The organism is Paludisphaera soli, from assembly GCF_011064595.1.
Classification (GTDB): domain Bacteria; phylum Planctomycetota; class Planctomycetia; order Isosphaerales; family Isosphaeraceae; genus Paludisphaera; species Paludisphaera soli.
This window is the reverse complement of the sequence record NZ_JAALJI010000023.1, coordinates 59,875-82,999: the sequence shown is the minus strand read 5'-3', so window position 1 is coordinate 82,999 and position 23,125 is coordinate 59,875. Positions and strand designations below refer to the sequence as shown.

At 70.2% G+C, this 23,125-nt stretch carries 19 protein-coding genes; 17 read left to right on the top strand and 2 right to left on the bottom strand.

Features of this window, described 5'->3' with window-relative positions; translation table 11 throughout:
• Positions 1-89: 89 nt before the first annotated feature.
• The 6 genes from G6O68_RS23765 (at position 90) to G6O68_RS23740 (ending at position 5,475) form a co-directional block, all read left to right on the top strand.
• Positions 90-878, top strand: a complete 789-nt coding sequence (locus G6O68_RS23765) for a hypothetical protein (RefSeq protein ID WP_165251147.1) — start codon at positions 90-92, stop codon at positions 876-878.
• 378 nt (positions 879-1,256) lie between these two features.
• Positions 1,257-1,700 carry a type VI secretion system amidase effector protein Tae4 gene (locus G6O68_RS23760; protein ID WP_165251146.1) on the top strand — a complete coding sequence of 148 codons (444 nt, stop codon included), beginning with the start codon at positions 1,257-1,259 and terminating at the stop codon, positions 1,698-1,700.
• Positions 1,701-1,970: 270 nt separating this feature from the next.
• Positions 1,971-2,195 (top strand): hypothetical protein, encoded by a 225-nt coding sequence (locus G6O68_RS23755; RefSeq protein ID WP_165251145.1) that lies wholly within the window; start codon positions 1,971-1,973, stop codon positions 2,193-2,195.
• Positions 2,196-2,391: 196 nt separating this feature from the next.
• Positions 2,392-3,441: a DUF1559 domain-containing protein gene (locus tag G6O68_RS23750; protein ID WP_165251144.1), complete on the top strand. Its 1,050-nt coding sequence runs from the start codon at positions 2,392-2,394 to the stop codon at positions 3,439-3,441.
• 109 nt (positions 3,442-3,550) lie between these two features.
• The gene (locus tag G6O68_RS23745) at positions 3,551-4,021 is read left to right on the top strand and encodes a DUF1569 domain-containing protein (RefSeq protein ID WP_165251143.1); all 471 of its coding nucleotides are present in this window, start codon (positions 3,551-3,553) and stop codon (positions 4,019-4,021) included.
• Entirely contained in the window at positions 4,021-5,475 is a 1,455-nt protein-coding gene (locus tag G6O68_RS23740) for a sulfatase family protein (RefSeq protein ID WP_165251142.1), read from the top strand. Before G6O68_RS23745 ends, G6O68_RS23740 begins: the two co-directional genes overlap by 1 nt.
• Before the next feature lie 141 nt (positions 5,476-5,616).
• On the opposite strand, the gene G6O68_RS23735 is transcribed toward G6O68_RS23740, so the two are convergent.
• Positions 5,617-8,772: an efflux RND transporter permease subunit gene (locus G6O68_RS23735; RefSeq protein WP_165251141.1), complete on the bottom strand. Its 3,156-nt coding sequence runs from the start codon at positions 8,770-8,772 to the stop codon at positions 5,617-5,619.
• Between the two features lie 218 nt (positions 8,773-8,990).
• Complete coding sequence (locus tag G6O68_RS23730; protein WP_165251140.1) at positions 8,991-9,368, bottom strand: hypothetical protein; 378 nt, start codon at positions 9,366-9,368, stop codon at positions 8,991-8,993.
• Positions 9,369-9,547: 179 nt separating this feature from the next.
• Here G6O68_RS23730 and G6O68_RS23725 point away from each other — a divergent pair, with 179 nt between their 5' ends.
• The 11 genes from G6O68_RS23725 (at position 9,548) to G6O68_RS23675 (ending at position 22,984) form a co-directional block, all read left to right on the top strand.
• Positions 9,548-10,219 carry a hypothetical protein gene (locus G6O68_RS23725; RefSeq protein ID WP_240911482.1) on the top strand — a complete coding sequence of 224 codons (672 nt, stop codon included), beginning with the start codon at positions 9,548-9,550 and terminating at the stop codon, positions 10,217-10,219.
• Between the two features lie 15 nt (positions 10,220-10,234).
• The gene (locus G6O68_RS23720) at positions 10,235-10,807 is read left to right on the top strand and encodes a hypothetical protein (RefSeq protein ID WP_165251139.1); all 573 of its coding nucleotides are present in this window, start codon (positions 10,235-10,237) and stop codon (positions 10,805-10,807) included.
• A complete protein-coding gene (locus G6O68_RS23715) occupies positions 10,804-11,322 on the top strand; it encodes a hypothetical protein (RefSeq protein ID WP_165251138.1) in 519 nt (172 codons plus the stop codon). The genes G6O68_RS23720 and G6O68_RS23715 overlap by 4 nt, the downstream gene beginning before the upstream one ends.
• Positions 11,323-11,405: 83 nt before the next feature.
• Positions 11,406-13,196, top strand: a complete 1,791-nt coding sequence (locus G6O68_RS23710; RefSeq protein ID WP_165251137.1) for an ATP-binding cassette domain-containing protein — start codon at positions 11,406-11,408, stop codon at positions 13,194-13,196.
• A 122-nt stretch (positions 13,197-13,318) separates the two neighbouring features.
• Positions 13,319-17,095 (top strand): patatin-like phospholipase family protein, encoded by a 3,777-nt coding sequence (locus G6O68_RS23705; RefSeq protein WP_165251136.1) that lies wholly within the window; start codon positions 13,319-13,321, stop codon positions 17,093-17,095.
• A 63-nt stretch (positions 17,096-17,158) separates the two neighbouring features.
• Positions 17,159-18,913: a DNA polymerase/3'-5' exonuclease PolX gene (gene polX / locus G6O68_RS23700; RefSeq protein ID WP_165251135.1), complete on the top strand. Its 1,755-nt coding sequence runs from the start codon at positions 17,159-17,161 to the stop codon at positions 18,911-18,913.
• 347 nt (positions 18,914-19,260) lie between these two features.
• Positions 19,261-19,719: a DUF2203 domain-containing protein gene (locus G6O68_RS23695; protein ID WP_165251134.1), complete on the top strand. Its 459-nt coding sequence runs from the start codon at positions 19,261-19,263 to the stop codon at positions 19,717-19,719.
• Positions 19,720-19,871: 152 nt separating this feature from the next.
• Positions 19,872-20,525 (top strand): (d)CMP kinase, encoded by a 654-nt coding sequence (gene cmk / locus G6O68_RS23690; RefSeq protein ID WP_165251133.1) that lies wholly within the window; start codon positions 19,872-19,874, stop codon positions 20,523-20,525.
• Positions 20,522-21,295 carry a lysophospholipid acyltransferase family protein gene (locus G6O68_RS23685; RefSeq protein ID WP_165251132.1) on the top strand — a complete coding sequence of 258 codons (774 nt, stop codon included), beginning with the start codon at positions 20,522-20,524 and terminating at the stop codon, positions 21,293-21,295. Before cmk ends, G6O68_RS23685 begins: the two co-directional genes overlap by 4 nt.
• A 170-nt stretch (positions 21,296-21,465) precedes the next feature.
• Positions 21,466-22,410 carry a sugar phosphate isomerase/epimerase family protein gene (locus tag G6O68_RS23680; RefSeq protein ID WP_165251131.1) on the top strand — a complete coding sequence of 315 codons (945 nt, stop codon included), beginning with the start codon at positions 21,466-21,468 and terminating at the stop codon, positions 22,408-22,410.
• A gap of 4 nt (positions 22,411-22,414) precedes the next feature.
• Complete coding sequence (locus G6O68_RS23675) at positions 22,415-22,984, top strand: tRNA (mnm(5)s(2)U34)-methyltransferase (RefSeq protein WP_165251130.1); 570 nt, start codon at positions 22,415-22,417, stop codon at positions 22,982-22,984.
• The last annotated feature ends 141 nt before the right edge of the window (positions 22,985-23,125 follow it).

Here is a 23,125-nt window from a genome sequence, read left to right as displayed (position 1 = left end):
AACCTGTCGGCCTCGAAGCGGCCGTCACATCATTTCATGTCGGTCCGTCATGTCAGGTGAGGTTTCCTTCCGACGCACTGGAGCATGGCATGGCAGACATCGATCCCACCGAAATCACCGAGCAGATGCGGACGTTTCACGCGGAGGACGTGGCCGAGCAGGCGGCGTGGATGCTCCACAGCCGGATGTGGCGGACGATCTCGGCCCGCTTCTACAACCTGCACAGCATCGACTTGCGCAAGCACGTCAAGTCGATCGTCAAGGTGAAGGAGACGATCAACGCCGGCTTCGACTTCGTGGCGGTCGACGCCGCGAAATTCGCCGACGCGCTGCAGCACGGGGGGTTTCAACCGGACTCCCGCGAGCGGATCCTGGGCATCCTGCCGTCGGTGGGCAGCGTCGCGGCGCTGGCGACGCACGGGCAGGGCTTCCGGGAGAACTCCGAGCCGAGTCTGCATTGCGCGGTCGCGGACGATTACTGCAACGTCCACCTGGATAATATCGGCATCCGCCTGGGCAACTACAACGCCAACGCGCCGCAGCACATCGCGGACGAGCTGATCTGGCAGGACAAGATCCTTCCGGCGATGCTGAAGATCGGCATCTCGCCGCACTTCGTCGACCTCCTGCGACGCGTCCACCCCGTCGTGCCCAACCTCCGGCAGGTGACGGCGGTGACGAAGGAATGGCAGCCGCGCGTCGGGGTCGAACTCGACATCGCCCGAGTTCGCAGCAAGGACGCATCGAAGCAAGTGCGAGTCTACATCGACTTCTCGCACGCCTGCAGCAACTCGACGTGCAAGATCTTCAACAACGTGCAAGGCAGGACATACGATGACAAGAGCATGATCTTCACGATCGAGGTCACTGGTCTGTGAAGCTCATCACGACTCATGACGGACTCCGACGCCCCTGGGAGGAACTCGGCGCCGCTCCCCGAGATCCTCGACCTGCGACTACTCCCCGACGGTAGGCGTCGCCGGCGGCAGATCCGGCAAGTCCGTCGGCGCCTTGATCCGCAAGTCGATCGCACGGATAGTGCTTCCTTCGCTCGAGATCCGCTCGTCGACGAATGTCTCAACCTGATGGAAGTAGAATTGCGAACAATGAAGCCCTGGGAAATCGGCCATCGTCTCGCGCGGCCGCCCCCCCGTTCGTCACGCCGGCCTCCCCCCGGAGTAACCGAGATCGGACGCGGCGGCCGGCCCTTCGAGGCCCGCCCCGAGGGACGTGGGACGACGGGAGGGAGAACTCGGATGTTGATGTTTCGGACTCTCTGGAGCGTGCATCCCAGCAATTACGGCGACGACGCCCCCTGCCGGGACAAGAAGGGGAACTCGGCCTTCGAGAACCAGTGCGCCATCCGGATGGGCGTGGCCCTGGCCGACGCGGGCATGGACCTGTCGAGCTTCCGGGGGGCGCGGTGCTGGCACGGCCACCGGCACGTCCTGCGGGTGGAGGAACTGATCAAGTGGCTGAAGACGAGGACCGCCGACGTCGGCACGGCCCGCAGCTTCAAGCCCGGCGCCGACGCCCGCGCCGCGGTCGCGGGCGTCACCGGGATCGTCGCCTGCCGGAACTTCTGGGGCCGGGGCAACCAGGGCGACCACATCGACGTCTGGGACGGCGCCCAGATGGCCCACGGCGATCCCGGCTACATGGACCGCTCCGAGGAGGTCGTCTTCTGGACGATCGCCTGAGGCGCATCGGGGTTCGACCTCGCGTCCTCTGATCCGCCCCGAAAGGCGTCGGCTTCACGATCCGGCCGACATGATGGGCCGTTAGACGCTTTCCTTCGGCCTGCGGCGTCACGCTTGTGCCGAAGGTTCACGTTGACGCGCGGGAAAAGAATCGAGCCTCCGCGCCCTCGCCTGCCGATACTCCCCTTGATCGGCGTACGACGGCCCTTTGCCGACGCGGGTCCGTCCGCGCGCCCCATTTCTCCTCCCCTTACTTCCGAGGGACGCTCCATGACTGCGCCGCGATCGTTCATCCGCGTGGGATCGTGCTGGGTTCTCGGCCTGGCCGTCGCCGGGCTCTTCGTAGGGTGCGACTCCGGCCCCCCGCCGTCGGGGACGAGGGTGTATTCGAGCCCCGAGGAGATCGGGACGAAGAACGCGGAACTCAAGGACGCCATGAAGGGCGGGGCCTACGGCTCGGCCGGCAAGAAGGCGGCGGGCTCGGTCGCCCCCTGATCCGGCGCCCTCGGCCGGTCGGCCAGGGCCGCGAACGCTCGGAAAATCGCGACAACCCCCGGAATCACGGTCAACGCGCGGCGTCCTCATCGCTCTTGTTCCTTACGCCGCGCGTTCGATCGCGGGGACGCCCGAAGGGTGATCCCGCCGGCTGCCTCGTCCCTTCCCATCTCCCTGTCAGTGCGAGGACTACGAAGTGCGATCTCGTCGAGCTTTTACGCTGATCGAGCTGTTGGTGGTGATCGCGATCATCGCCGTCCTGATCGCCCTGCTGCTGCCCGCCGTCCAATCGGCGCGCGAGGCTGCGCGGCGTTCGCAATGCATCAATAATTTGAAGCAGATCGGCCTCGCGGCCCATAACTATCACAGCTCGGTGGGGAGCTTCCCCCTGGCGGGCGCGAAGAACGCGTTCGGGGGCCCGGGCGACTTCCACCCCTGGACGGGCTGGAGCGCGCAGGCCATGCTGCTGAGCTACATGGAGCAGGGCCCGCTGTTCAACGCGGCCAACTTCAACTGGTCGCCGACCAACGGCGGCGCGGGCTGGGCGCTGAACACGACCGTCGCGGACGCGATCGTCGGCGCGTTCCTCTGCCCGTCGGACGGCTTCGCGGGCAAGGCGAATATCAACAGCTACTACGCCTCGTACGGCACGACCGTCGAGCAGGGTGGCTTCGAGTCGCAGCAGCCCTCGCAGAGCAGCGGCCTGTACTGCCAGTACACGGTGTACACGGTGGCCGACTGCACCGACGGCTCGTCGAACACCGTCGCCTTCGGCGAGGCCCTCGCCGGCGACAACGCGGGGAGCACCAGCGCCTACCGCGGCAACATGGGCCTGGGCGCGAGCGGCCCGCAGGTGGCCGGCTACCTGCGCGACGCCTCGTCGAACCCCACCGCCGTCATCGCCGACCTCCAGACCTGCTCGCTCGCCTTCCGCAACACGACGAGCGGCGGGATCTCGAGCAGCCGGGGCTACCGCTGGGCCTACTCGGCCACCGGCTATTCCATGTTCAACGTCCTGCAGACGCCGAACGAGCTGAGGTTCAACGGCTGCCGGTTCGGCTGCAGCGGCGGCTGCGACCCCAGCTACGGCTACTCGTACGGGACCTCCAGCAACCACTCCGGCGGCGTGAACGTGGCGATGGGCGACGGCTCCGTCCGGTTCATCAAGGACTCGATCAACCGCCAGACCTGGTGGGCCCTCGGCACCCGGGCCGGCGGCGAGGTCGTCAGCTCCGACAGCTACTGAGCCCGCGGCCCGGGGCCGGCCCGCGCCGGCCCCGGGCGTTCCGACGACGGTCGCGATGCGATAGGATGGGGCCTCGACCCCTCCCCCGCCCCACGACCCGAGGACGCCCATGACGCCGGGACGACGCGAGCTGCATTTCCAGCACTTCGACGAGATTTCCGCCGACCTCGATCGGCTCCTGAAAGGCCACGACTCCGTCGGCGGCTGGTCGCTCGGCCAGATCCTGGACCACCTGGCCACCGTCACGCGACGGACGCTGGAGGCTCCGGCCGACTCCCCCCAGGCGAAGGACCTCTCGCTCCGCGTCTCCGACGCCCAGCGCGACCAGGTCTTCGCCACCGGCAAGCTCCCCGAGGGCATCCCCCTCCCCGGCACGCTGGGGGCACCCGAGGACTGCGACCCGAGCGAGGCGGCCGACCGCCTGCGCGCGGCGCTGGCCGATTTCGAGGCCTCCCCCGGCCCCGCCGCCCCCCACCGCCTCTTCGGGCCGCTCTCCAAGGATCAGTGGCGGCGGCTGATCGGCATCCACTGCGCCCACCACCTCAGCTTCGCGATCCCTCGCGACGGGAGCGACTCCTGATGCGTCTCGCGCTCTGCCTCACGACCCTCGCCGCCGCCCTGTCCCCGACCCTCGCCGCGCGCGGCGAGGACGCGCGGCCGAACATCGTCTGGATCCTCGTCGACGACATGTCGGCCCAGTTCTCCTGCTACGGCGAGACGCTGATCCGGACGCCGAACGTCGACCGGCTGGCGCGCGAAGGGGCCCGGTTCGCGAAGACGTTCGTCACCGCCCCGGTCTGCTCGCCCTGCCGGTCGGCCCTGATCACCGGGATGTACCAGACCAGCATCGGGGCCCAGAACCACCGCAGCGGCCGGGGAACCGAGAAGATCCTCCTCCCGGACGGCGTCGAGCCGATCCCCGCCCTGCTCCGCCGCCAGGGCTATTACACGGCCATCGGCTCCGCCCAGGGGTCGAAGCTCGGCAAGACCGACTACAACTTCGAGTGGGACCCGGCCATGTACGACGGGGCCGATTGGTCGGGACGCAAGCCCGGCCAGCCGTTCTTCATGCAGGTCCAGCTCCACGGCGGTAAGTTGCGCGAGAACGCGAACTGGCGGAACAACGCCCGCAAGCGACACGTCCCGACGGACGCCGACGCGGTGACGCTGCCGCCCTATTACCCCCGCGATCCCGTCATCCTGGAAGACTGGGCCGCCTACCTCGACGCGGTCCGCCAGACCGACCGCGAGGTGGGCGACGTGCTGAACAGGCTGGAGCGCGAGGGGATCCTGGATCAGACGGTGGTCATGTTCATGACCGACCACGGCATCAGCCACGCGCGCGGCAAGCAGTTCCTCTACGACGAGGGGATTCACGTCCCGCTGGTGGTCCGAGGCCCCGGCATCCCGGCGGGGACGGTCCGCGACGATCTCGTCTCGCACATCGACCTGGCCGCGACCTCGCTCGCCCTGGCCCGGGCCCCGATCCCGGCTTCCATGCAGGCGCACGACCTGTTCGCGAAGGACTACCGGCCCCGCGACGCCGTCTTCAGCGCCCGCGACCGATGCGACGAGACGGTCGACCACATCCGGAGCGTCCGCACGGACCGCTTCAAGTACATCCGCAACTTCCTCCCCGAACGTCCGATGCTCCAGCCGAACCGCTACAAGGACGCGAAGCCGATCCTCCGGCGCCTCCGCGAGCTGCACGCCCAGGGGAAGCTCGACGAACTCCAGGAGCGCCTGCTCTTCTCCCCCACCCGCCCGAAGGAGGAGCTGTACGACCTCCAGGCCGACCCCCACGAACTCCGCAACCTGGCCGACGACCCCGCCCATCGCGACACGCTGGAAGCCCTCCGCAAGCGCCTGGACGACTGGATCGTCGAGACGAACGACCGCGGCGCGCAGCCCGAATCGGCGGCCATGTTCGACAGCGACATGAAGGTCTATCTCGACTCCCAATCCGCCGCGGAGGTCGCGATCCTCCAGCAGAACATCGCGACGATGAAGACCTGGGCCGCCGAGGGGAAGTGAGCCGAGACGCTTGGGCGGCCCATCGCCCGATCCGACTCACTCGGCGGATGGGAACGAAGTGAAGAGGTGAATACGCGAGGCGGCGACCGTCGGCCGTCCCGGGCGGGGGATGTGGACTCCCCGCCCGGGACGGGGCCGCGGTCAGTGGCCGTCGGCGTCGGCCCCGGCCTCGTCGCCGGCGAAGGTTTCCTCCTCCAGTGCGGCGTCGGGCTTGGGCGGGCCCGGGTCGAACCAGGGGTAGATGGCGGGGATCACGACGAGCTTCAGCAGCGTGCTCGTCAGGATGCCGCCGATGACGACGGTCGCCAGCGGGCGCTGGACCTCGGCGCCGGAGCCGTGGGAGAAGGCCATCGGCACGAAGCCGAGGCTCGCCACCATGCCGGTCATAAGGATCGGCCGGAGGCGGGACATCGAGGCGCTCCGGACGGCGTCGGGTGTCGGCTCGCCGGCTTCGATGAGCTGGCGGATGGCCGAGACCAGCACCAGGCCGTCGAGCACCGCCACGCCCGACAGGGCGATGAAGCCGACCCCGGCCGAGATGCTGAAATTCAGGTCCCGCACCCAGAGCGCCATCACCCCGCCAATGGCCCCCAGCGGCACCGACAGGAAGATCAACAGCCCCAGGCCGATCGATTGGAAGGTCGCGTAGAGCAGCAGGAAGATGCCCAGGAGGGCGACCGGCAGGACGATCGTGAGCCGCCGGGTCGCCGACTGGAGGTTCTCGAAGGTGCCGCCCCATTCGAGCGTGTAGGAGCGCGGCAGGGCAACCTCGGCCTCGACCTTCTCCTGGGCCTCGCCGACGAAGCTCGCCAGGTCGCGGCCGCGGACGTTGGCCTGGATCATCACCCGGCGCTGGCGGTCCTTGCGCCAGATCTCGTACACGCCGTCGACGGTCTCCACGTCGGCGACGTCCTGGAGCGGGATCAGGCGGTTCTGCGAGTCGCGGATCCGGAGCTGGCCGATCGCCTGGGGGTCCTTGCGCATCTCGGGGGCGACGCGGACGACCAGGTCGAACCGGCGCTGGCCCTCGACCACCTGGCCGACGATCTTGCCGCCGAGCGCCGTGCCGACGTCGAGCACGTCGGAGGCGTCGATGCCGTATCGGGCGATCCGGTCGCGGTCGATGGTGATCTTCAGGAACGGCAGGCCGCCGAGCACCTGGGCCTTCACGTCGGTGGCGCCGGGCACCTTCTGGAGCACGGCGGCGATGGCGTCGGCCTTCTCCTGGAGGACTTCCAGGTCGTCGCCGAACAGGCTGATGCCGACGTCGGCGCGGACGCCGGCCAGCAGGTCGTTGAACCGGAGCTGGATCGGCTGCGTGAAGCTGAGGAACGTGCCGGGGAGCACGTCGGCCGCGATCTCGTTGATCCGGTCGATCAGCTCCTCCTTCGAGTGGACCGACCTCCAGTCGTCGGACGGCTTGAGCAGCACGAAGACGTCGGTCAGGTTCACGCCCGCCGGGTCGATGCCGATCTCGGGCCGGCCGGTGCGACTGACGACCGTGCGGATCACGTCCGGCAGCTGCTCGTGCAGGGCCGCTTCGAATCGGGTGGTCCCCTCCAGGCCCTCGGTCAGCGAGGCGTCGGGCGGGCGGATGAGCACGACGACCAGGTCCCCTTCGTCCAGCTGCGGGATGAACTCGCCGCCGAGCTGCATCGCGAACGGGATGGTCGCCGCCAGGCCCAGGGCCGCGGCCGTCGCCACGAAGCCCGGCCGCCGCACCACCCAGGCCAGCGTCGGGGCGTACAGCCGCTTGGCGATCCGGATCGGCAGCGTGTCGCGCTCCGAGGTCCCCGGCTTGAGGAAGAACGAGGCCAGGACGGGCGTCGCCGTCAGGCTGAGGATCAGCGAGCCGATCAGCGCGAAGACCACCGTCAGGGCCATCGGCCGGAACATCTTCCCCTCGACCCCTTCCAGGGCCAGGATCGGCAGGTGGACCATCGTGATGATCGCCACGCCGAAGACGACCGGCTTGCGGACCTCCAAGGTCGCGCGGCGCACGACGTCGACCGACCTCTCGCGGGGGCCGGCGTGCGACAGCCGGCTGACGCAGTTCTCGATCACGATGACGGCGCTGTCGACGATCAGGCCGAAGTCCAGCGCGCCCAGGCTCATCAGGCTGCCGGCGATCCCCGAGGCCAGCATCAGGTTGCCGGCGAAGAGCATCGACAGCGGGATGGCCGACGCCACGATCAGCCCCGCCTTGAGGTTCCCCAGCAGGACCAAGAGCACCGCGATGACCAGAACCCCGCCCTCGGTCAGGTTTTGCATCACGGTCGCGATCGTCCGCTCGATCAGCGCGGCGCGGTCGTAGAAGGGCTCGATCACCACGCCGGGGGGGAGGGTCTTCTGGATCTCGGCGATCTTGGCCTTGATGCGCTCGACGACCACGCGGGAGTTCTGGCCGGAGAGCATCAGCACGGTGGCCGTGGCGGCCTCGCCGCGGCCGTCGCGGGTGACGGCCCCGGTGCGGATCATCGGCGCGAACCGGGCCTCGCCGATGTCGCGGACCCGGATCGGGGTCCCGGCCCGGCTGGAGTCGATGACGACGTTGTTCAGCGCCTCCAGGTCGCCGATCAGGCCGACCATGCGGATGACCCGCTGCTGCCCGCTGCGCTCGATGTAGCCGCCTCCCGAGTTGGCGTTGTTGCGGCGGACGGCGTCGAAGACCTTGTCCATCGAGATGTTCCGGGCCGTCATCCGGGCCGGGTCGACCGTGACCTCGTAGGTCTTCAGCTCGCCGCCGAATGGGTTGATCTCGACGACGCCGGGCACCGTCTTCAGGGGCCGGGCCACGTCCCAGTCGAGGATCGTCCGCAGCTCCATGAGCGTGCGCGGCTTCTCGGCGTCGGGGGCATTCCGCACCTCGAACTGGAAGATCTCGCCCAGGCCGGTTGCGACCGGGCCGATCTCGGGGCGGCCGAAGTCGGGGGGGATGTCGGCGGTGATCTGCGAGAGCCGCTCGCCCACCTGCTGGCGGGCCCAGTAGATGTCCGTCCCCTCCTCGAACACGATCGTCACGCCCGAGATGCCCAGCTGGGAGAACGAGCGGACCTCCTGGACGTAGGGGATGCCGTTCATCTCGTTCTCGACCGGCACGGTGATGAACTGCTCCACCTCCTCCGGCCCCAGGGCCGGGGCGTTGGTCAGGGCCATCACCTGGACGTTGGTGATGTCGGGCACGGCGTCGATGGGCAGGTTCAAGAGCGAATTCGCCCCCACGGCCACCAGGCCGAACAGGGCCAGGACGACCAGCGAGCGGTTGCGCAAGGACCAGATGATCAGTTGATCAAACATGATTGGGAAGAGTCTCCGGCGGTTCGGACGTCCGACGTCGGGATGGATCCTGAGAGGATGGGGACGGCCTGCGGGGCGGCCGCGACGGACGCGCGGGGGCGTGCGCGTGGACCACTCCTCTCGTGGCGAGAGGGGGCGGCCGAAGTTCGGATCGGGGAAAGTCCGCGAGGGGGGAGGACGAGGCGCGCGGACTCACCCGGGATGCCCGGGCAGGCGTCTCAGAATCGGAGCCGGCAGAGGAGGCTCAGCGGGGAGCCTTTGGGCCGCGCGGGGGATGCGGCGAAGGGCGAGTCGGGGGGCGGGGGCGAATCGAGGGGCAGGAGGTCGAGCGCCGCGAAGGAGGCGGAGGCGGAGGATCGCCCCTTGCCGTCCATCGCCTCGCCGGGGTCGTCCTCGTCGTCCCCCTCGGGCTCGTCGGGGAATTCCTCGACCTCGTCGTCGAGCGGCGTCGCGACGGTCCGCGCCGGGCCGACGGCCCAGGGGTTCGTCGCCGCCTCGATCGTCGGCAGCCCCGGCGCGCGCACGAGGGCCGAGACGGACGGGCCGTCCTGGCCGACGAGCGTGAGGCCGAGCAGGCAGACGAGCGGGGCGATCATGAAAGGGTACTCAGAATCACGCGAGTATACGACTCCACGTGATTATAGCCGGCCTGGCCCCCGGGCGTTGAGGAGATTTTCGAGAAACCCGGCGGCGCGTCGCGTCGAAGCCGGCCGAAGGATCGGCTATCGTGGCTTTCTCGCGGCCGCCGACATGCGTCAAGGGGAGCCTCGCAACGATGCGCAAGGAAGAGAACGAAGGGCAAGGGACGTCGGTGATCCTCAACCTGGGGGACGCCCTCCAGAAGGTCCCGAAGTCCCACCGATTCCTGGTCACCCCCGCCATCCGCGAGGCGTTCCCGGACCCCGTCGCCTACTTCGGGCGGATCGCCGACCGCTGCCCGTTCCCGAACATGAAGGCCTGGCTGGAGGCCCTGACGGCGGGAGGCCTCTGGGACCTGGCGCTCCATCAAGGGACGCCCCGGGAGTACACCGACGCGGGCTTTCGCTGGTGGCCCGAAGGGGTGGCCTGCGCCGAGATCACGCCCCCCTCCGGCGAGGTCCCGACGCACCTGCCCGAAACGCTCCGGGCGTATTACTCGCTCGTGGACAAGGTCGGTTGGATGCCCTTCGGCTGCGCGGGGGGCCTCGACGGCGCCCGGGACCATGCGTCCATCGAACACTTCCATCTTCCCCAATACGACCTGGACGTCGACCCGTCGCGGGTGCACGCTTTCGGCTCCAGCACGGGGGGCGATATGCTGATCTACACCGACGACGACCGGGGTGGCTGGCTCTGCCACGAGAACGGCCGCGTCCACCTGCTCGGGACCGTCGCGGAGACGATCGAGTGGGTGTACGCCGAGCTGCTGGCCGATCGCTCGCCGGATTTCGACTACGGCTGGCTCTGACCCTCGGAAGGCCGCATGCCGAAGCTCACCACGACGCAGTTCGTCCTCGGGGCCGCGGGGATCGGCGTGATGGCGGCGGTCGTCACGTCCGAGCCGCTCGCCCTCCTCTGCTTGCTCGCCGGCGGCTTCTTGTCGATCTGGGGGATGATCGGCCTCCGCGGCGTCGGACGGGCGGCCCCGGCGGCGGTCCTGACCGCGGTCGTCCTCGGGGCCCACTACGCCCCCGTCAAGACGATCGAACGGCGGAAGGCCGTGCGGATCGCCTTGCCGAAGACTTCGATGACGGTCGCCGAGCTGCGCGACCCGGGCGGACACGGCCTGCATCGGCCTTCGCCCGTCGACGACGGTTATTTCCACTACTTCTTCGGAGACTGCCCCGAGGATCTGGACGGTCGCGTCGTCCGCTTCCCCGCTTCGGAGCTGACCGTCGGCCGATTCATCCGGGAGATCGAGGACCAGACGCCGCTGCGGCACTGGTTTCACAGCTGCGGCAACGCCGGCTGGTCGATCCTCACGGGTCGCAACGCCGCCATGGGGCTCTCGTTCTCCGTCCCGACGCCGACGCCCGCCCCGGGAACTTCGTCATGACCCCGACCGCGACGACGGCCTTCCGGACGGCCCTGGGCGCGGCGGTCGCCGCCTTGACGGTCGTCACACCCATCGAAATCCTGATCGTGCCGCTGGTCGTCTGGGTGCTCCTGGCCCGACGCTGGGGGAGGGCGGGGGTCGCCGGATGGGGACCTCCCTGGGGGGTCTCGATCTTGATCGTCCTGGCCGCCGCGTACGCCCCGGTGAAATCGACCGACCGGCTCATGGACAGGCGCATGACGGTCCCGAAGATCGCGATGACGCTCGCCGAGTTGAGCGACCCTTTCGAGCACGGTCTGGATCGTCCCAGCCTCGGATACCGCCTGGCGCCGCCTGAGGGCCAGGACGGGCGGGTGGTTCGCTTCGGCTCGCTCAACCTCACCGTCCGCGAGTTCGTCGAGGCGATCGAGACGCAGACGCCGCTGCGGCATCGGATCTTCGGATGCGGGAACGGCTGGACGATCCTCTGGGGCCTCGACTGGATCACCGCCGTCGTGTTCCACGAGGAGCGATAGCCGCCGCGATTACGGTACAATGGCGACCTGAGGCCCGGGGGAGCGTCGGGTCCGCGTCCGCTGGTCCGGGTCGAAATCCAATCATGGCGTTACTGAGCATCCGCGGGGTGGGGCTGTCGTTCGGCGGCCCGAAGTTGCTGGACGGGGTGGACCTGACGATCGAGCCCGGGGAGCGGATCTGCCTCCTGGGCCGCAACGGCGAGGGGAAGAGCACGCTGCTGAAGCTCGTCAGCGGCGAACTCGCGCCCGACGAGGGCTCGATCCTCCGCCAACAAGGGCTGCGCGTGGCGCGGCTGCTCCAGGACGTGCCGGCCGGGCACGGAGGGACCGTGGCCGACGAGGTGGCCGAGGGCCTGGCCCACGACGACCACGGCTTCGGCGGCGACGACCACCGCGTGCAGTCGGTCGTCTCGCGCGTGGGGCTCGACCCGGACGCGAAGTTCTCGGAGCTTTCCTCGGGCATGAAGCGGCGCGTGCTGCTGGCCCAGGCGATCGTCGCCGAGCCCGACGTCCTGCTCCTCGACGAGCCGACCAACCACCTGGACATCGAGTCCATCGGCTGGCTCGAAGGCTTCCTCCTGCGTTATCCCGGCACGATCGTCTTCGTCACCCACGACCGCGTGTTCCTGCAGAAGCTGGCGACGCGGATCGTCGAGCTGGACCGCGGCCGCCTGATGGACTGGGCCTGCGACTACGCCACGTTCCTCGTCCGCCGCGACCAGCTCCTCGCCGCCGAGACCCGCGAGCGCGACCTCTTCGACAAGAAGCTGGCCGAGGAGGAGAAGTGGATCCGCAAGGGCATCGAGGCCCGCCGCACCCGCAACGAGGGGCGGGTCCGGGCGCTCCAGGCCATGCGCCGGGCCCACCAGCAGCGCCGCGACCGCCAGGGGACGGCGCGCATCCAGGCGCAGGAGGCCGAGAAGTCCGGGATGCTCGTCATCGAGGCCGAGGACGTCGAGTTCGGCTACGGCGAGCGTTCGATCGTGCGCGGCCTCTCGACCACGATCGTCCGGGGCGACAAGGTGGGCGTGATCGGCCCCAACGGCGCCGGCAAGACCACCCTGCTCCGCCTGCTGCTGGGCCAGCTCCCCCCCCGCTCCGGGACGGTCCGCCAGGGGACGAACCTCGAAATCTCGTACTTCGAGCAGCTGAAGTCGTCGCTGGACGACGAGAAGACCGTCCAGAAGAACATCACCGACTACGACACGATCACGATCGACGGCCGCGAGAAGCACATCCTGGGCTACCTGCAGGACTTCCTGTTCACCCCCGATCGGGCGCGGACGCTGGTGAAGTACCTCTCCGGCGGCGAGCGCAGCCGGCTGCTCCTGGCGAAGCTGTTCACCCGCCCCTCGAACGTCCTGGTGCTCGACGAGCCGACGAACGACCTGGACCTGGAGACGCTCGAACTCCTGGAATCGCTCCTGGTGGAGTACCAGGGGACGGTCCTGCTCGTCAGCCACGACCGGGCGTTCCTGAACGACGTCTCCACCAGCGTGATCACCGTCGACCCCGACGGGACGGTCAAGGAATACGAGGGCGGCTACGACGACTACCTCCGCCAGCGCGACGCCGCCCGGCCCGCCGAGACCGCGCCCGCGCCGGCGGCGTCCGGGGCCGCGTCCCCGAAGTCGGCCGCCCCGAAGCCCCAGAAGCTCACGAACCTGGAGCGCAAGGAGCTGCAAGGGCTCCCCGTGAAGATCGAGAAGCTGGAGGCCGACCTCGCCGCCCTCCACGAGGCCATGGCCGACCCGGCCTTCTACAAGAAGGACCGCGACGACATCGCCCGCGCCAACGCCAAGCTCCAGGCCGTCGAGGCGGAACTCGCCGCCGCGTACGCGAGGTGGGAGGCCCTGGACGCGATCGGGGGGTGACGCGGGGGCGGGCCCATTTTTTGGCGACGGAGGTGTAAGGCCGACGGCGTCGCGTCCGTATCGCTTCGGGGCCGCGGAGCGTGAAGCGGCGACGTGGGACCGAGCGGATTAGGGAAGATGCGATGCCGAAAGACTGGCGCCGCGTGGCGATGCGGCTCATGGCGTTCGTGTTCGCGCCGCTGCTGGTGCTCGGGGTCCCCCTGACGCAGGAGTTGGCGTCGTCGGGGTCGGCGACGCGGGCCTTCGCGGACCGCTACAGCCTCGCCGCGATGTCGCTCGTGCTGACCGCGCTGACGGCCTCCTACCTGCGATTCATCCCGATGCTCGCCCGCTATCTCCTGGCCCACCTCGGGCAGGCCCTCGTCCTCTTCCTGACGGTGCTGATGATCTGGGGGCTGCTGGGCGTCGGCCTGGGGATCCCGAACCTGATCTGGAACGAGTCCCCTTCCACCCGCTTCCTCTCCGCGCTGGGGGCGACGCTCCTTCTGGCGATGCTCGGCGTGAACGCGTATTACCTGGAGTTCGGCGTGGCGGCGGCGGGGTCGAACCGGGACCTCGCGGCGATGGTGGGCTTCCTGCAACGCTACGGCTGCAGGTACGGCCACAAGTCCTGGCTGAACCTGCCCCTCAACCAGGTCGGGAGGCGGAAGCTGGGCCTCTTCCTGCGGTTCGCGAGGCTCCCCTTCCTGGTGCTGATCAGCCTGCCGGCGCTCTTCCCGCGGACCTTCGCCTACGTCCCCTGGGGCGTGAACGCCGCGCAGGACTGGCCGCTGAGCCTGCCGATCCAGGGGAACGTCCGGAACGACTGGGGCTGCTACGCCGTCGGCCTCACGGCCTGGGTGCTCGGGGTGCTCTCGGGCGTCCTCCTCGTCAAGCTGCTCCTGCGCCTGAGCTCCATCGTGAGCGGCCTCGCGGGCGCGACCGGCGCATGGACTTCGGGAGGGTTCCGCCAATATCTGCTGGTCGTCTTCGCGAGCTACCTGTTCCTGGGGCTGAGCTCGGCGGAGAGCGACCCGCCGCGTTACGTGGCGGGCTTCCTCCTGTTCGCGGCCAGCGTCCCGGCGCTGGCCGCGTCGCGGAGGGCCTTGAGTCAGCTCAAGCTGGCCGACGGCCTGGCGGCGCTCGCGGTGGCCCTGCTCGTCTGCCTCTGCGGCCTGCTGACGATCCGAAACTCGTTCGCCTTCCCCGCCTTCGCGATCTTCGCCCTGCTCGGCCTGCTGGCGACGGCGCAGGTGGTCTACGAGCTGCACGACCCGAGGCCGGTCTACTACCTGTTCGGCTCGCTGCTGGCGATCCTGATCTTCCTCTTCCCGCTCCAGCTCCGGGAGGGCGAGCCGATCACGCCGCAGGAGGTGCTGATGCTGGCGGCGCTCTATTCGGTCGCGGCCTTCGGGATGATCGAGCGGGTCGCGCCCGGGGCCGAGCCCTGGAAGCCCTGGGCGGCGGCCGTGTCGTCCTTGGCCGCGGGATGCGCCCTGGCCTGGCGGATCGAGGCGCCCGAGGCCCCGGCGCTGGCGCTCGCCGGGCTCTTCTTCCTGACCGGCTGCCTCGCCCTGCAGCTCGGCGTCGCCGCCGCGGCCGGCCCCGGCCCCCTCCAGATCCCGCGCCGGGTCCTGGTCACCGCCTCGCTACTGTTCTGGATTTTGCTGGCGAACTACGAGCCGTTCAAGGAGCAGTTCGAGGGCCTCGACTACCGGAGCTTCGCCTCCCGCGACCGCCTCTCGAAGGTCATCAGCCGGGTCTACCCGTACGACATCCTCGAGCTGGCGAGCGATCGGGACCGCCTGGGGACGCCCACCGGTCTGCTGGACAATCGGACCGTCCTGGAGGCCTGGGAGCGCCGCCTGGAGGATTGTCGATGCGAGGGCGAGGGGATCTCGAAGCCGAAGCTGGTCCTGATCTGCGTCTCCGGCGGGGCGATCCGCTCGGCCTACTGGGCGGCGACGGTCCTCGACCGGCTGGGCAAGCATCCCGGCCTGGAGAACTTCCACGACCACGTCCGCCTGATCACGGGGGCCTCGGGGGGCATGGTCGCCATGGCCTACTACGAGTCCGCCGTCCTCGGCAAGGGCCCGAGGGGTGCCCCGCTCGATTTCCAGCTCGACCAGGACCGCATCCCCCCCAAGAGCCTGGACAGGGTCGCGTCGTTCATCGCGCTGCAGGCCCCCTGGCGGATGCTCCTCCCCCGGCTCCCCGGCTGGGCGGCCGACGACCGCGGGCTCGTCCTGGAGCGCGAGTGGCGCCAGATCCACAGCCTCACCTTCTCCCAGCTCCGCGACGCGGAATCGCAGGGGAAGGTCCCGTCGCTGATCTTCTCGCCCATGATCGTCGACGACGGCCGCCGGCTCCTGATCTCGAACCTCGACCTGAAGGGCCATCAGGAGTTCGCCCCGGATCCCGGGGAGGCCCCGGACGAGCTCCGGCGGCGCGTGCTCGACGAGTGGCCGATCCCCGTCGCCCGGCAGAACGACCTGGACAACGACAACGACGGGACCTCCCGCAACTCGTTCTCGATCTCGGCCCTGGAGCTGTTCAAGCTCGACCCGAAGGTGATGCCCGACCTCACCCTGGCGGCCGCGGCCCGCATGAGCGCGACCTTCCCGTTCGTCTCGCCGGCCGTCAACCTCCCGACGAACCCGCCCCTGCGCGTCGTCGACGCCGGCTACTACGACAACTACGGGGTGCACCTGGCCAACGCCTGGCTGCTCCAGAATCGCGAGTGGATCCGGCGGCACACGTCGGGCGTCCTGGTGCTCCAGATCCGCGACGCGGTGAGCAAGCGCGACCGGGTGGGGGTCCCCTCGGAGGCCAAGGGCTTCTTCGACAAGCTCTTCCAGGGCGCCGGCCTGTTCGGCAGCGTCAGCGACGCGATCCTCCGGGCCCGCTACTCCACCACCACCTTCCGCAACGACCAGGAGTCGATCGCCGTCAACGAGGTGTTCCGCAGGATGGGCGCCGGCCCCAGCTTCGTCGCCACCGCCGTCTTCGAGAACTCCGCCTACCTCAGCACGGGGTCCGCCGCCACCGGCGACTTCGACGAGCAGGCGCGTCGGCGCTGGCCGGGCCTCGCCGACCCCTCCACGGCGGCCGGCGCGAGCGACGTCCCGATGTCCTGGTACCTCACGACCGACGAGCGACGCGCCATCGACGACGCCATCCCCGACCCGCTCCCCAACCCGTCCGAGAAGCCCCAGGACGCGCTGGGGCGCCGGGCGTACACGCTGATGCTCCGCAATTACGCGAAGGACCGAGCTTTCTTCGAAAAGGCGCTGAAGCCCCGACGCGGCGACGAGCCGAAGGCCACCGCCCTGACCTACGGGCTGCGGTTCGCCGACCTCCTCAATCCCGCCGACGAGCGGACGCTCCCGGCCGACCCGGATGCGATCGACGAGCTGGCCTCGCGGCTCCACGGCCGCTTCGCCGACCTCGGGGCGATCCTCGAACGCTTCTCGCCGACGCCCCACGAGCCCGCCGCGGGGAAGCAGGCGGCGATGAACCGGGGCGCCGAGGACGCACGCCTCGCGGGGCGCGTGCCGGAGCTGTTCCGGGACCCGAACGCGCGGAAGCTCGTGAGCGACCTCTTCGACGCCCCCAGGAGGCCCCGGGTGGACCAGTTGGGACCCGTCGTCGCCCGGGCGATCGACGACGAGCTCACGCCGATCGACGAGACGACCGTGCTGATGCTCGCCCACACCGAGTGGATCAACCACCAGGCGGGCTTCAACCTCAGCGGACCGGGCCCGGACGACGAGACGGACGCCGAGACCCGGAAGGCGTACTACACCCGGGAATTCGAGCGCGTGATGAACTATCATCGCCTGGAAGCGGTGCGGCATTGGTGGAAGCAGGACCACTCGGTCCCCGAGCCGTCGCCGCCGAGATGGCCCTCGGGGGACTAGGACCAACCTGGTCGCGGATCGCCCCCCCGTCGGTGCGCCGAGGTTGAAACGGAGCATTCACGGATGGAGACCGCGAAGATCGCCCAGGTCCTGGACGACATGGGGACGATCCTGGAAGTCCAGGGGGAGAACCCCTTCCGCTGCCGCGCGTATCACAACGCGGCGCAGGCGCTGCGCGGGCTGCCGGGGGACCTGACCGAGATGATCGCCGACGGCAGCCTCGCCGAGGTGCCGGGGATCGGCGAGACGCTCCACGCCAAGGTCGTCCAGCTCGCCACCACGGGGAGCCTCCCCGCCTACGAGAAGCTCCGGGCCCAGACCCCGCCGGGGCTGCTGGCCCTCTTGCGGGTGCCGGGGGTCGGCCCCAAGAAGATCAAGGCCCTGCACGAGGCCCTGGACGTCAAGAGCCTGGCCGACCTCCGCGCCGCCGGGGAATCGGGCCGGATCGCCAAGGTCAAGGGCTTCGGCGCCAAGACCGAGGCCAACATCCTCGAAGGGATCGGCTTCCTGGAGACGACCGGCGGGCGGATCCTCCGGCACGAGGCCCTCGCCCTGGTCGCGCCGATCCTCGAATTCGTCCGGGGACGCCCCGGCGTGACCCGCGCCGAGGCCTGCGGCAGCCTCCGCCGCCGGGCCGAGACGGTCGGCGACCTCGACGTGCTGTTCGCCGCGGACGAGCCCGGCCCGGTCCTCGACGCCTTCGTGAAGCTCCCGCAGGTCGCCAAGGTCCTCGGCCACGGCCCCACCAAGGCCAGCGTGCTCCTCCCCGGCTTCCGGACCGACCAGTTCGTCCAGTGCGACCTGCGCGGGGTGGCCGACGACCAGTTCGCGTTCGCCCTCCACTACTTCACCGGCTCCAAGGCCCACAACATCGCCATGCGGAAACGGGCCCTGGCGCGGGGGCTCTCGCTCAACGAATACGCCCTGAGCGCCGCGAAGGACGGGGCGAAGGGGGTGGCCTGCCGCGACGAGCCCGAGCTGTTCCGCGCCCTCGACCTGGACTACGTCCCCCCCGAGCTTCGCGAGGACGCCGGCGAGTTCGACGCGGCCGAGTCCGGCTCGCTCCCCCGCCTGATCGAGCCCGGGGACCTGACCGGGACCTTCCACTGCCACTCCGACTGGAGCGACGGCGACGCCACCCTCGAAGAGATGGCCGAGGGCGCCCGCGCGATGGGGCTCCAGTACCTCGGCATCGGCGACCACTCGCGGTCGCTGGCCATGGCGCGCGGCCTGACCATCGAGCGCGTCCGCGAGCAGTGGGCGAGGATCGACGCCCTCAACGCCGGCTTCGGCGACGACTTCCGGCTGTTCAAGGGGACCGAGTGCGACATCCTCGGCGACGGCTCGCTCGATTTCCCGGACGACGTCCTCGCCGGCTTCGACTACGTCGTGGCGAGCGTCCACTCGCGGTTCAAGATGTCCAGGGCCGAGATGACCGCGCGGATCATCCGGGCGATCGCCAACCCCCACGTCACCATGCTCGGCCACGCCACCGGCCGGCTGCTGCTCTCGCGGGCGTCCTACGAGGTCGACCTCGACGCCGTCATCGACGCGGCGGCCGAGCATCGGACGATGATCGAGATCAACGCCAGCCCCTACCGCCTGGATCTCGACGCCGTCCACTGCCGCCGGGCCCGCAAGAAAGGGGTGACGATCGTGATCAACCCGGACGCCCACTCCGTCGCCGGCCTGGGCGACCTCCGCTACGGCGTGGACGTCGCCCGACGCGCCTGGCTCACCAAGGAGGACGTCTTCAACACCGCCCCGCTCCCCCAGATCGCCGAGCGTCTCGCCAGCCTCCGGGAGGGGGCCCGATGATGAGGATCGGCGCTGCCCTGAGCAATTCCGCGACACGCCCGACACGCATGAGGGGAATCTCGCGTAAACTTGCTGTCAAGGCGTCCGTTCCTATAATGTATCGGTGAATCAGCCAGGAAGGTGGTCGGAATCCCCGCCGGAAATGGGAGCCCGGAACGAGTCCGCGGGTTCTCCTCGAACGCCGAGCCGGGAGGGGGGATTCATCGCGACGGAGGCCCGAAGTCCCTTTGTCGAGTCGTCCGAGCGCGTTCGGCGCCCGATTCGCGGAAGGGGAGGCGATCGCCGACGCTTCGGCACTCCGGCACCGATCTCATCCGCTTTCATCCCTTGGTTGCGAGGACGTTCCCATGGCCGCGACGACACCCCTTCGGGATACGCGAAAGAGATATTACAGCATTGAGGAGGCCAACCGGGCCCTCCCGCTGGTCCGGGCCATCGTGTCCGACATCGTCCGCCAGAACGGCGTGGTCGAGGAGCTGCAGCAGCGGCTCGCCCGCGTCAGCCGCGAGCGCAAGCGGAACTCCGAGGACCTCTACTCCGAGGAGATGACCCAGTTCCAGAACGAGCTGGAGGCCGAGGAGGAACGGCTCAACACGTTCCACGACGAGCTGCGCCGGCTGGGCGTGGAGCTGCGGAATCTCGACGGCCTGTGCGACTTCCCCAGCCTGATGGACGGCCGCGAGGTCTACCTCTGCTGGCGGCTGGGCGAGGCCCAGGTCGCCCACTGGCACGAGCTGGACGCCGGGTTCGCCGGCCGGCAGCGGATCGCCGACCCGCCCCCCGCCGCGACCGGCCCCACGGCCTGAGCCCGTCCGCCCACCCCCCGGAACACACCCCCGCCCCGCGCGGCCGACCCCGGCCTCGCGGGGCGGCTCCTTGAAGTTCGCGGCCCGACGAGGACAATAGGGGTCCAGCCGCGGCGCCGCCGCGGGCCGATCAACCCCAGGACCCCCCTCTCGTGCATCGCGTCGTGACCATCGACGGCCCCGCCGGGGCCGGCAAGAGCACGGTCGCCCGGCTGCTGGCCGGGCGCCTGGGTTGGCGGTTCCTGGACACCGGGGCCATGTACCGGGTCGTCACCCTGGCGGCCCTGCGGGCGGGGACCGACCTGGAGGACCCCGACGCCCTGGACCGCCTGGCCGCCGGCCTCGACGCCGCCTTCCCCCCCGGCCGGGTCCTGCTCGCCGGCGAGGACGTCTCGCAGGCCGTCCGGGACGTGGCCGTGACCCGGGCCACTCGGTTCATCGCCGACTGCGCGGCCGTCCGCGGCCGCCTCGTCGCCTGGCAGCGCGCCGTCGCCGACCGGGACGACGTGGTGACCGAGGGCCGCGACCAGGGGACGATCGTCTTCCCGGACGCCTTCCGCAAGTTCTTCGTGACCGCCTCCGACCTGGAGCGGGCCCGCCGTCGCCACGAGGAACTCCGGGCGAAGGGGGCCGACTCCGACCTGGAAGCCGTGCTCGCCGACCAGCGGGCCCGCGACGCCCGCGACGCCTCGCGGGCCATCGCCCCGATGAGGCCGGCCGCCGACGCCGAGACCATCGACACGACCGGGATGACCATCGATGAGGTGGTCGCCCTCTTGCACCGGAAAGTCCTCCCCTCGCCATGAACGCCGACGCCACGCCCCCCCCGGACGACGACGCCACGCCCCCCCCGAGCGGCCCCGACGCCGCCCCCCCGGGCCGGGACCGGAGCCGAGGCCGGGTCCGGGCGGGTCGCGAGTCCCCCCAGGGGGATCGGTCCCGGCTCGCCCTGATCTGGTACCGGCTGGTGAGGGCGCTGGCGGCCACCTGGCTGGCCGCGTTCGGCGGCTGGCGGTCGACCGGCTGGCGGAACATGCCCGAGACCGGCGGCGTCGTCCTGGTCTCCAACCACCTCAGCTATCTCGACGTCTTCATCCTGGGCGTCGGCGTGCGCAGGCCGTTGAACTACGTGGCGCGTTCGACCCTGTTCCTGCCGGTGCTCGGCCCCCTGATCCGCTCGATCGGCGGCTTCCCGATCCAGCGCGAGGGGATGGGGGCCTCGGGCATGAAGGAGACGCTCAAGCGGCTGCGGTCCGGCGGCGTGGTCACCCTCTTCCCCGAAGGGACCCGGAGCCCGGACGGCGAGTTGAAGGAGCTGAAGCCGGGCATCGCCCTGCTCGTCGCCCGCGCGGCCGTGCCCGTCGTCCCCGCGGGGCTCGCCGGGACCTTCCGCGCCTGGCCGCGAGGCCGGATCTTCCCCCGGCCCTATCCGTTGCGCGTCCACTACGGCCCCCCGATCCTCCCCGAAGACCTGGTGGGCCTGGAGCCCCGGGCCGTCACCGCCCTGATCCGCGACCGGATCGCCGAGTGCATCGAGGAGGCCCGGCGGGGCCTGGCGCGCGACCTGGGGGCCTGAAGCTGCGGATTCCTGCTGCGGCCGCCCCGGCGCGTGGTTTAGAATCCACGGGCGTCGTCGCGCCGCCTCGCGCCTCCCGCGAGGCCGGCCCGACCTGCACCGGATCCCTCCCCCAGCCAAACGGGTGCGCCTCCATGACCTCGGAAGATTCGACACGGGGACCGATCGCGATGAACCGGCGGGCCGCCCTGGCGGGCGTCGCGGCCTCTTCCCTGCTGGGCTTCTCGCCCCGGCGGGCCGCCGCCGAGCAATCCGCGACCGAAGGCCCGTTCCTGCTCGGCCTGAACACGGCCACGATCCGGGGCCAGAAGCTGGGGATCGTCGAGATCGTCGACCTCGCCGCGAAGGCCGGCTACGGCGGGCTGGAGCCCTGGCTGGACGAGATCAACCGCTACAAGGACGGCGGCGGCTCGCTCGAAGACCTGGGCAAGCGGCTGCGCGACTCGGGGATCTCGGTCGAGAGCGCCATCGACTTCTTCGAATGGGGCGTCGACGACCCCGAACGCCGCCGCAAGGGCCTCGAAGCCGCGAAGCGTTCGCTGGACACCCTCCAGAAGATCGGCGCCAAGCGCGTCGCCGCCCCCGCCGCCGGCGCGACCGACGCCGCGGTCGAACTGCCCCGGCTGGCCGAGCGCTACCGGGCGCTCCTGGAGCTGAGCGAGGGCTTCGGCGTCGTCCCCGAGGTCGAGGTCTGGGGCTTCTCGAAGACCCTCGGCAACCTGGCCGAGGCGGTTTACGTCGCCATCGCCGCCGGGCACCCCGACGCCTGCATCCTGCCCGACGTCTACCACCTCCACCGCGGGGGCTCGTCGTTCGAGGGGCTCAAGCTCCTGGGGCCCGCGGCCGTCCCCGTGCTGCACATGAACGACTACCCGGCCGTGCCCGACCCGTCGAAGCTGAACGACTCGGACCGCGTCTACCCCGGCGACGGCGTCGCGCCGATCCGCCCGATCCTGGAATCGCTCGCCGAGCGGGGGTTCCGCGTCATGCTCTCGCTGGAAGTGTTCAACCGAGAGTACTGGGCGCAGGACCCGGCCGTCGTGGCGGCGACCGGCGTGCGGAAGATGAAGGCCCTCATCGAGGGGATCTCGGCCCCGCCCCGGGCCGGGTCCTAAAGCCGTGTTCCACCCGATCCTCAACCAAGCCCACGCGTGGGTCGAGCGGGTCCTCAAGCCGGGCGACCTGGCGGTCGACGCCACCGTCGGCAACGGCCGGGACACCGCCATCCTGGCCGGTCGGGTCGGGCCCAGGGGCCTGGTGATCGGCTTCGACCTCCAGCAGGAGGCCCTCGACGCCGCCGCCGCGAAGCTGACCTCGCCTGGGGCCGCCGACCGCGTCATCCTGGTGCGCACCGGCCACGAGCGCCTGGCCGAGGTCCTCGCCGAGCGCGCGCCGGGCCGACGCCCCCGCGCGGTGATGTTCAACCTCGGCTACTGGCCGGGGGGCGACCACAACGTCGCCACCCGGCCGGCGACCACCCTCCCCGCCCTCTCAGCCGCCCTCGACCTGACGACCCCCGGCGGCATGATCACCATCATCTGCTACCCCGGCCACCCCGGCGGCGAGGAGGAGCAGGACGCCGTCCTCTCCTGGACCCACGCCATCCCCACCCCCCGCGCGACCGTCGTCCGCTACCAGTTCTGGAACTCGGTCGCGTCCCCCTGCCTCCTCGCCCTCGCCCCGAAATGAGCCGCCGTGGCCTTCCTGGAGAAGCGCCAGGACGGCTTCAACTTTAATCTCTATAAACCCGATAGAATTTACATGAATCAGCCTTGACCAGTCGGGGCTCCGGAGCCAGAATGGCCCCGGTGACGCGACGCTTTCCCGTCG

Coding starts and splice junctions, on each gene's coding strand:
- polX (WP_165251135.1), top strand. CDS start 17,159: ATGGAGACCGCGAAGATCGCCCAGGTCCTGGACGACATGGGGACGATC.
- G6O68_RS23725 (WP_240911482.1), top strand. CDS start 9,548: ATGCGCAAGGAAGAGAACGAAGGGCAAGGGACGTCGGTGATCCTCAAC.
- G6O68_RS23745 (WP_165251143.1), top strand. CDS start 3,551: ATGACGCCGGGACGACGCGAGCTGCATTTCCAGCACTTCGACGAGATT.
- G6O68_RS23680 (WP_165251131.1), top strand. CDS start 21,466: ATGAACCGGCGGGCCGCCCTGGCGGGCGTCGCGGCCTCTTCCCTGCTG.
- G6O68_RS23735 (WP_165251141.1), bottom strand. CDS start 8,772: ATGTTTGATCAACTGATCATCTGGTCCTTGCGCAACCGCTCGCTGGTC.
- G6O68_RS23715 (WP_165251138.1), top strand. CDS start 10,804: ATGACCCCGACCGCGACGACGGCCTTCCGGACGGCCCTGGGCGCGGCG.
- G6O68_RS23710 (WP_165251137.1), top strand. CDS start 11,406: ATGGCGTTACTGAGCATCCGCGGGGTGGGGCTGTCGTTCGGCGGCCCG.
- G6O68_RS23705 (WP_165251136.1), top strand. CDS start 13,319: ATGCCGAAAGACTGGCGCCGCGTGGCGATGCGGCTCATGGCGTTCGTG.
- G6O68_RS23685 (WP_165251132.1), top strand. CDS start 20,522: ATGAACGCCGACGCCACGCCCCCCCCGGACGACGACGCCACGCCCCCC.
- G6O68_RS23755 (WP_165251145.1), top strand. CDS start 1,971: ATGACTGCGCCGCGATCGTTCATCCGCGTGGGATCGTGCTGGGTTCTC.
- G6O68_RS23730 (WP_165251140.1), bottom strand. CDS start 9,368: ATGATCGCCCCGCTCGTCTGCCTGCTCGGCCTCACGCTCGTCGGCCAG.
- G6O68_RS23740 (WP_165251142.1), top strand. CDS start 4,021: ATGCGTCTCGCGCTCTGCCTCACGACCCTCGCCGCCGCCCTGTCCCCG.
- G6O68_RS23765 (WP_165251147.1), top strand. CDS start 90: ATGGCAGACATCGATCCCACCGAAATCACCGAGCAGATGCGGACGTTT.
- G6O68_RS23695 (WP_165251134.1), top strand. CDS start 19,261: ATGGCCGCGACGACACCCCTTCGGGATACGCGAAAGAGATATTACAGC.
- G6O68_RS23760 (WP_165251146.1), top strand. CDS start 1,257: ATGTTGATGTTTCGGACTCTCTGGAGCGTGCATCCCAGCAATTACGGC.
- G6O68_RS23720 (WP_165251139.1), top strand. CDS start 10,235: ATGCCGAAGCTCACCACGACGCAGTTCGTCCTCGGGGCCGCGGGGATC.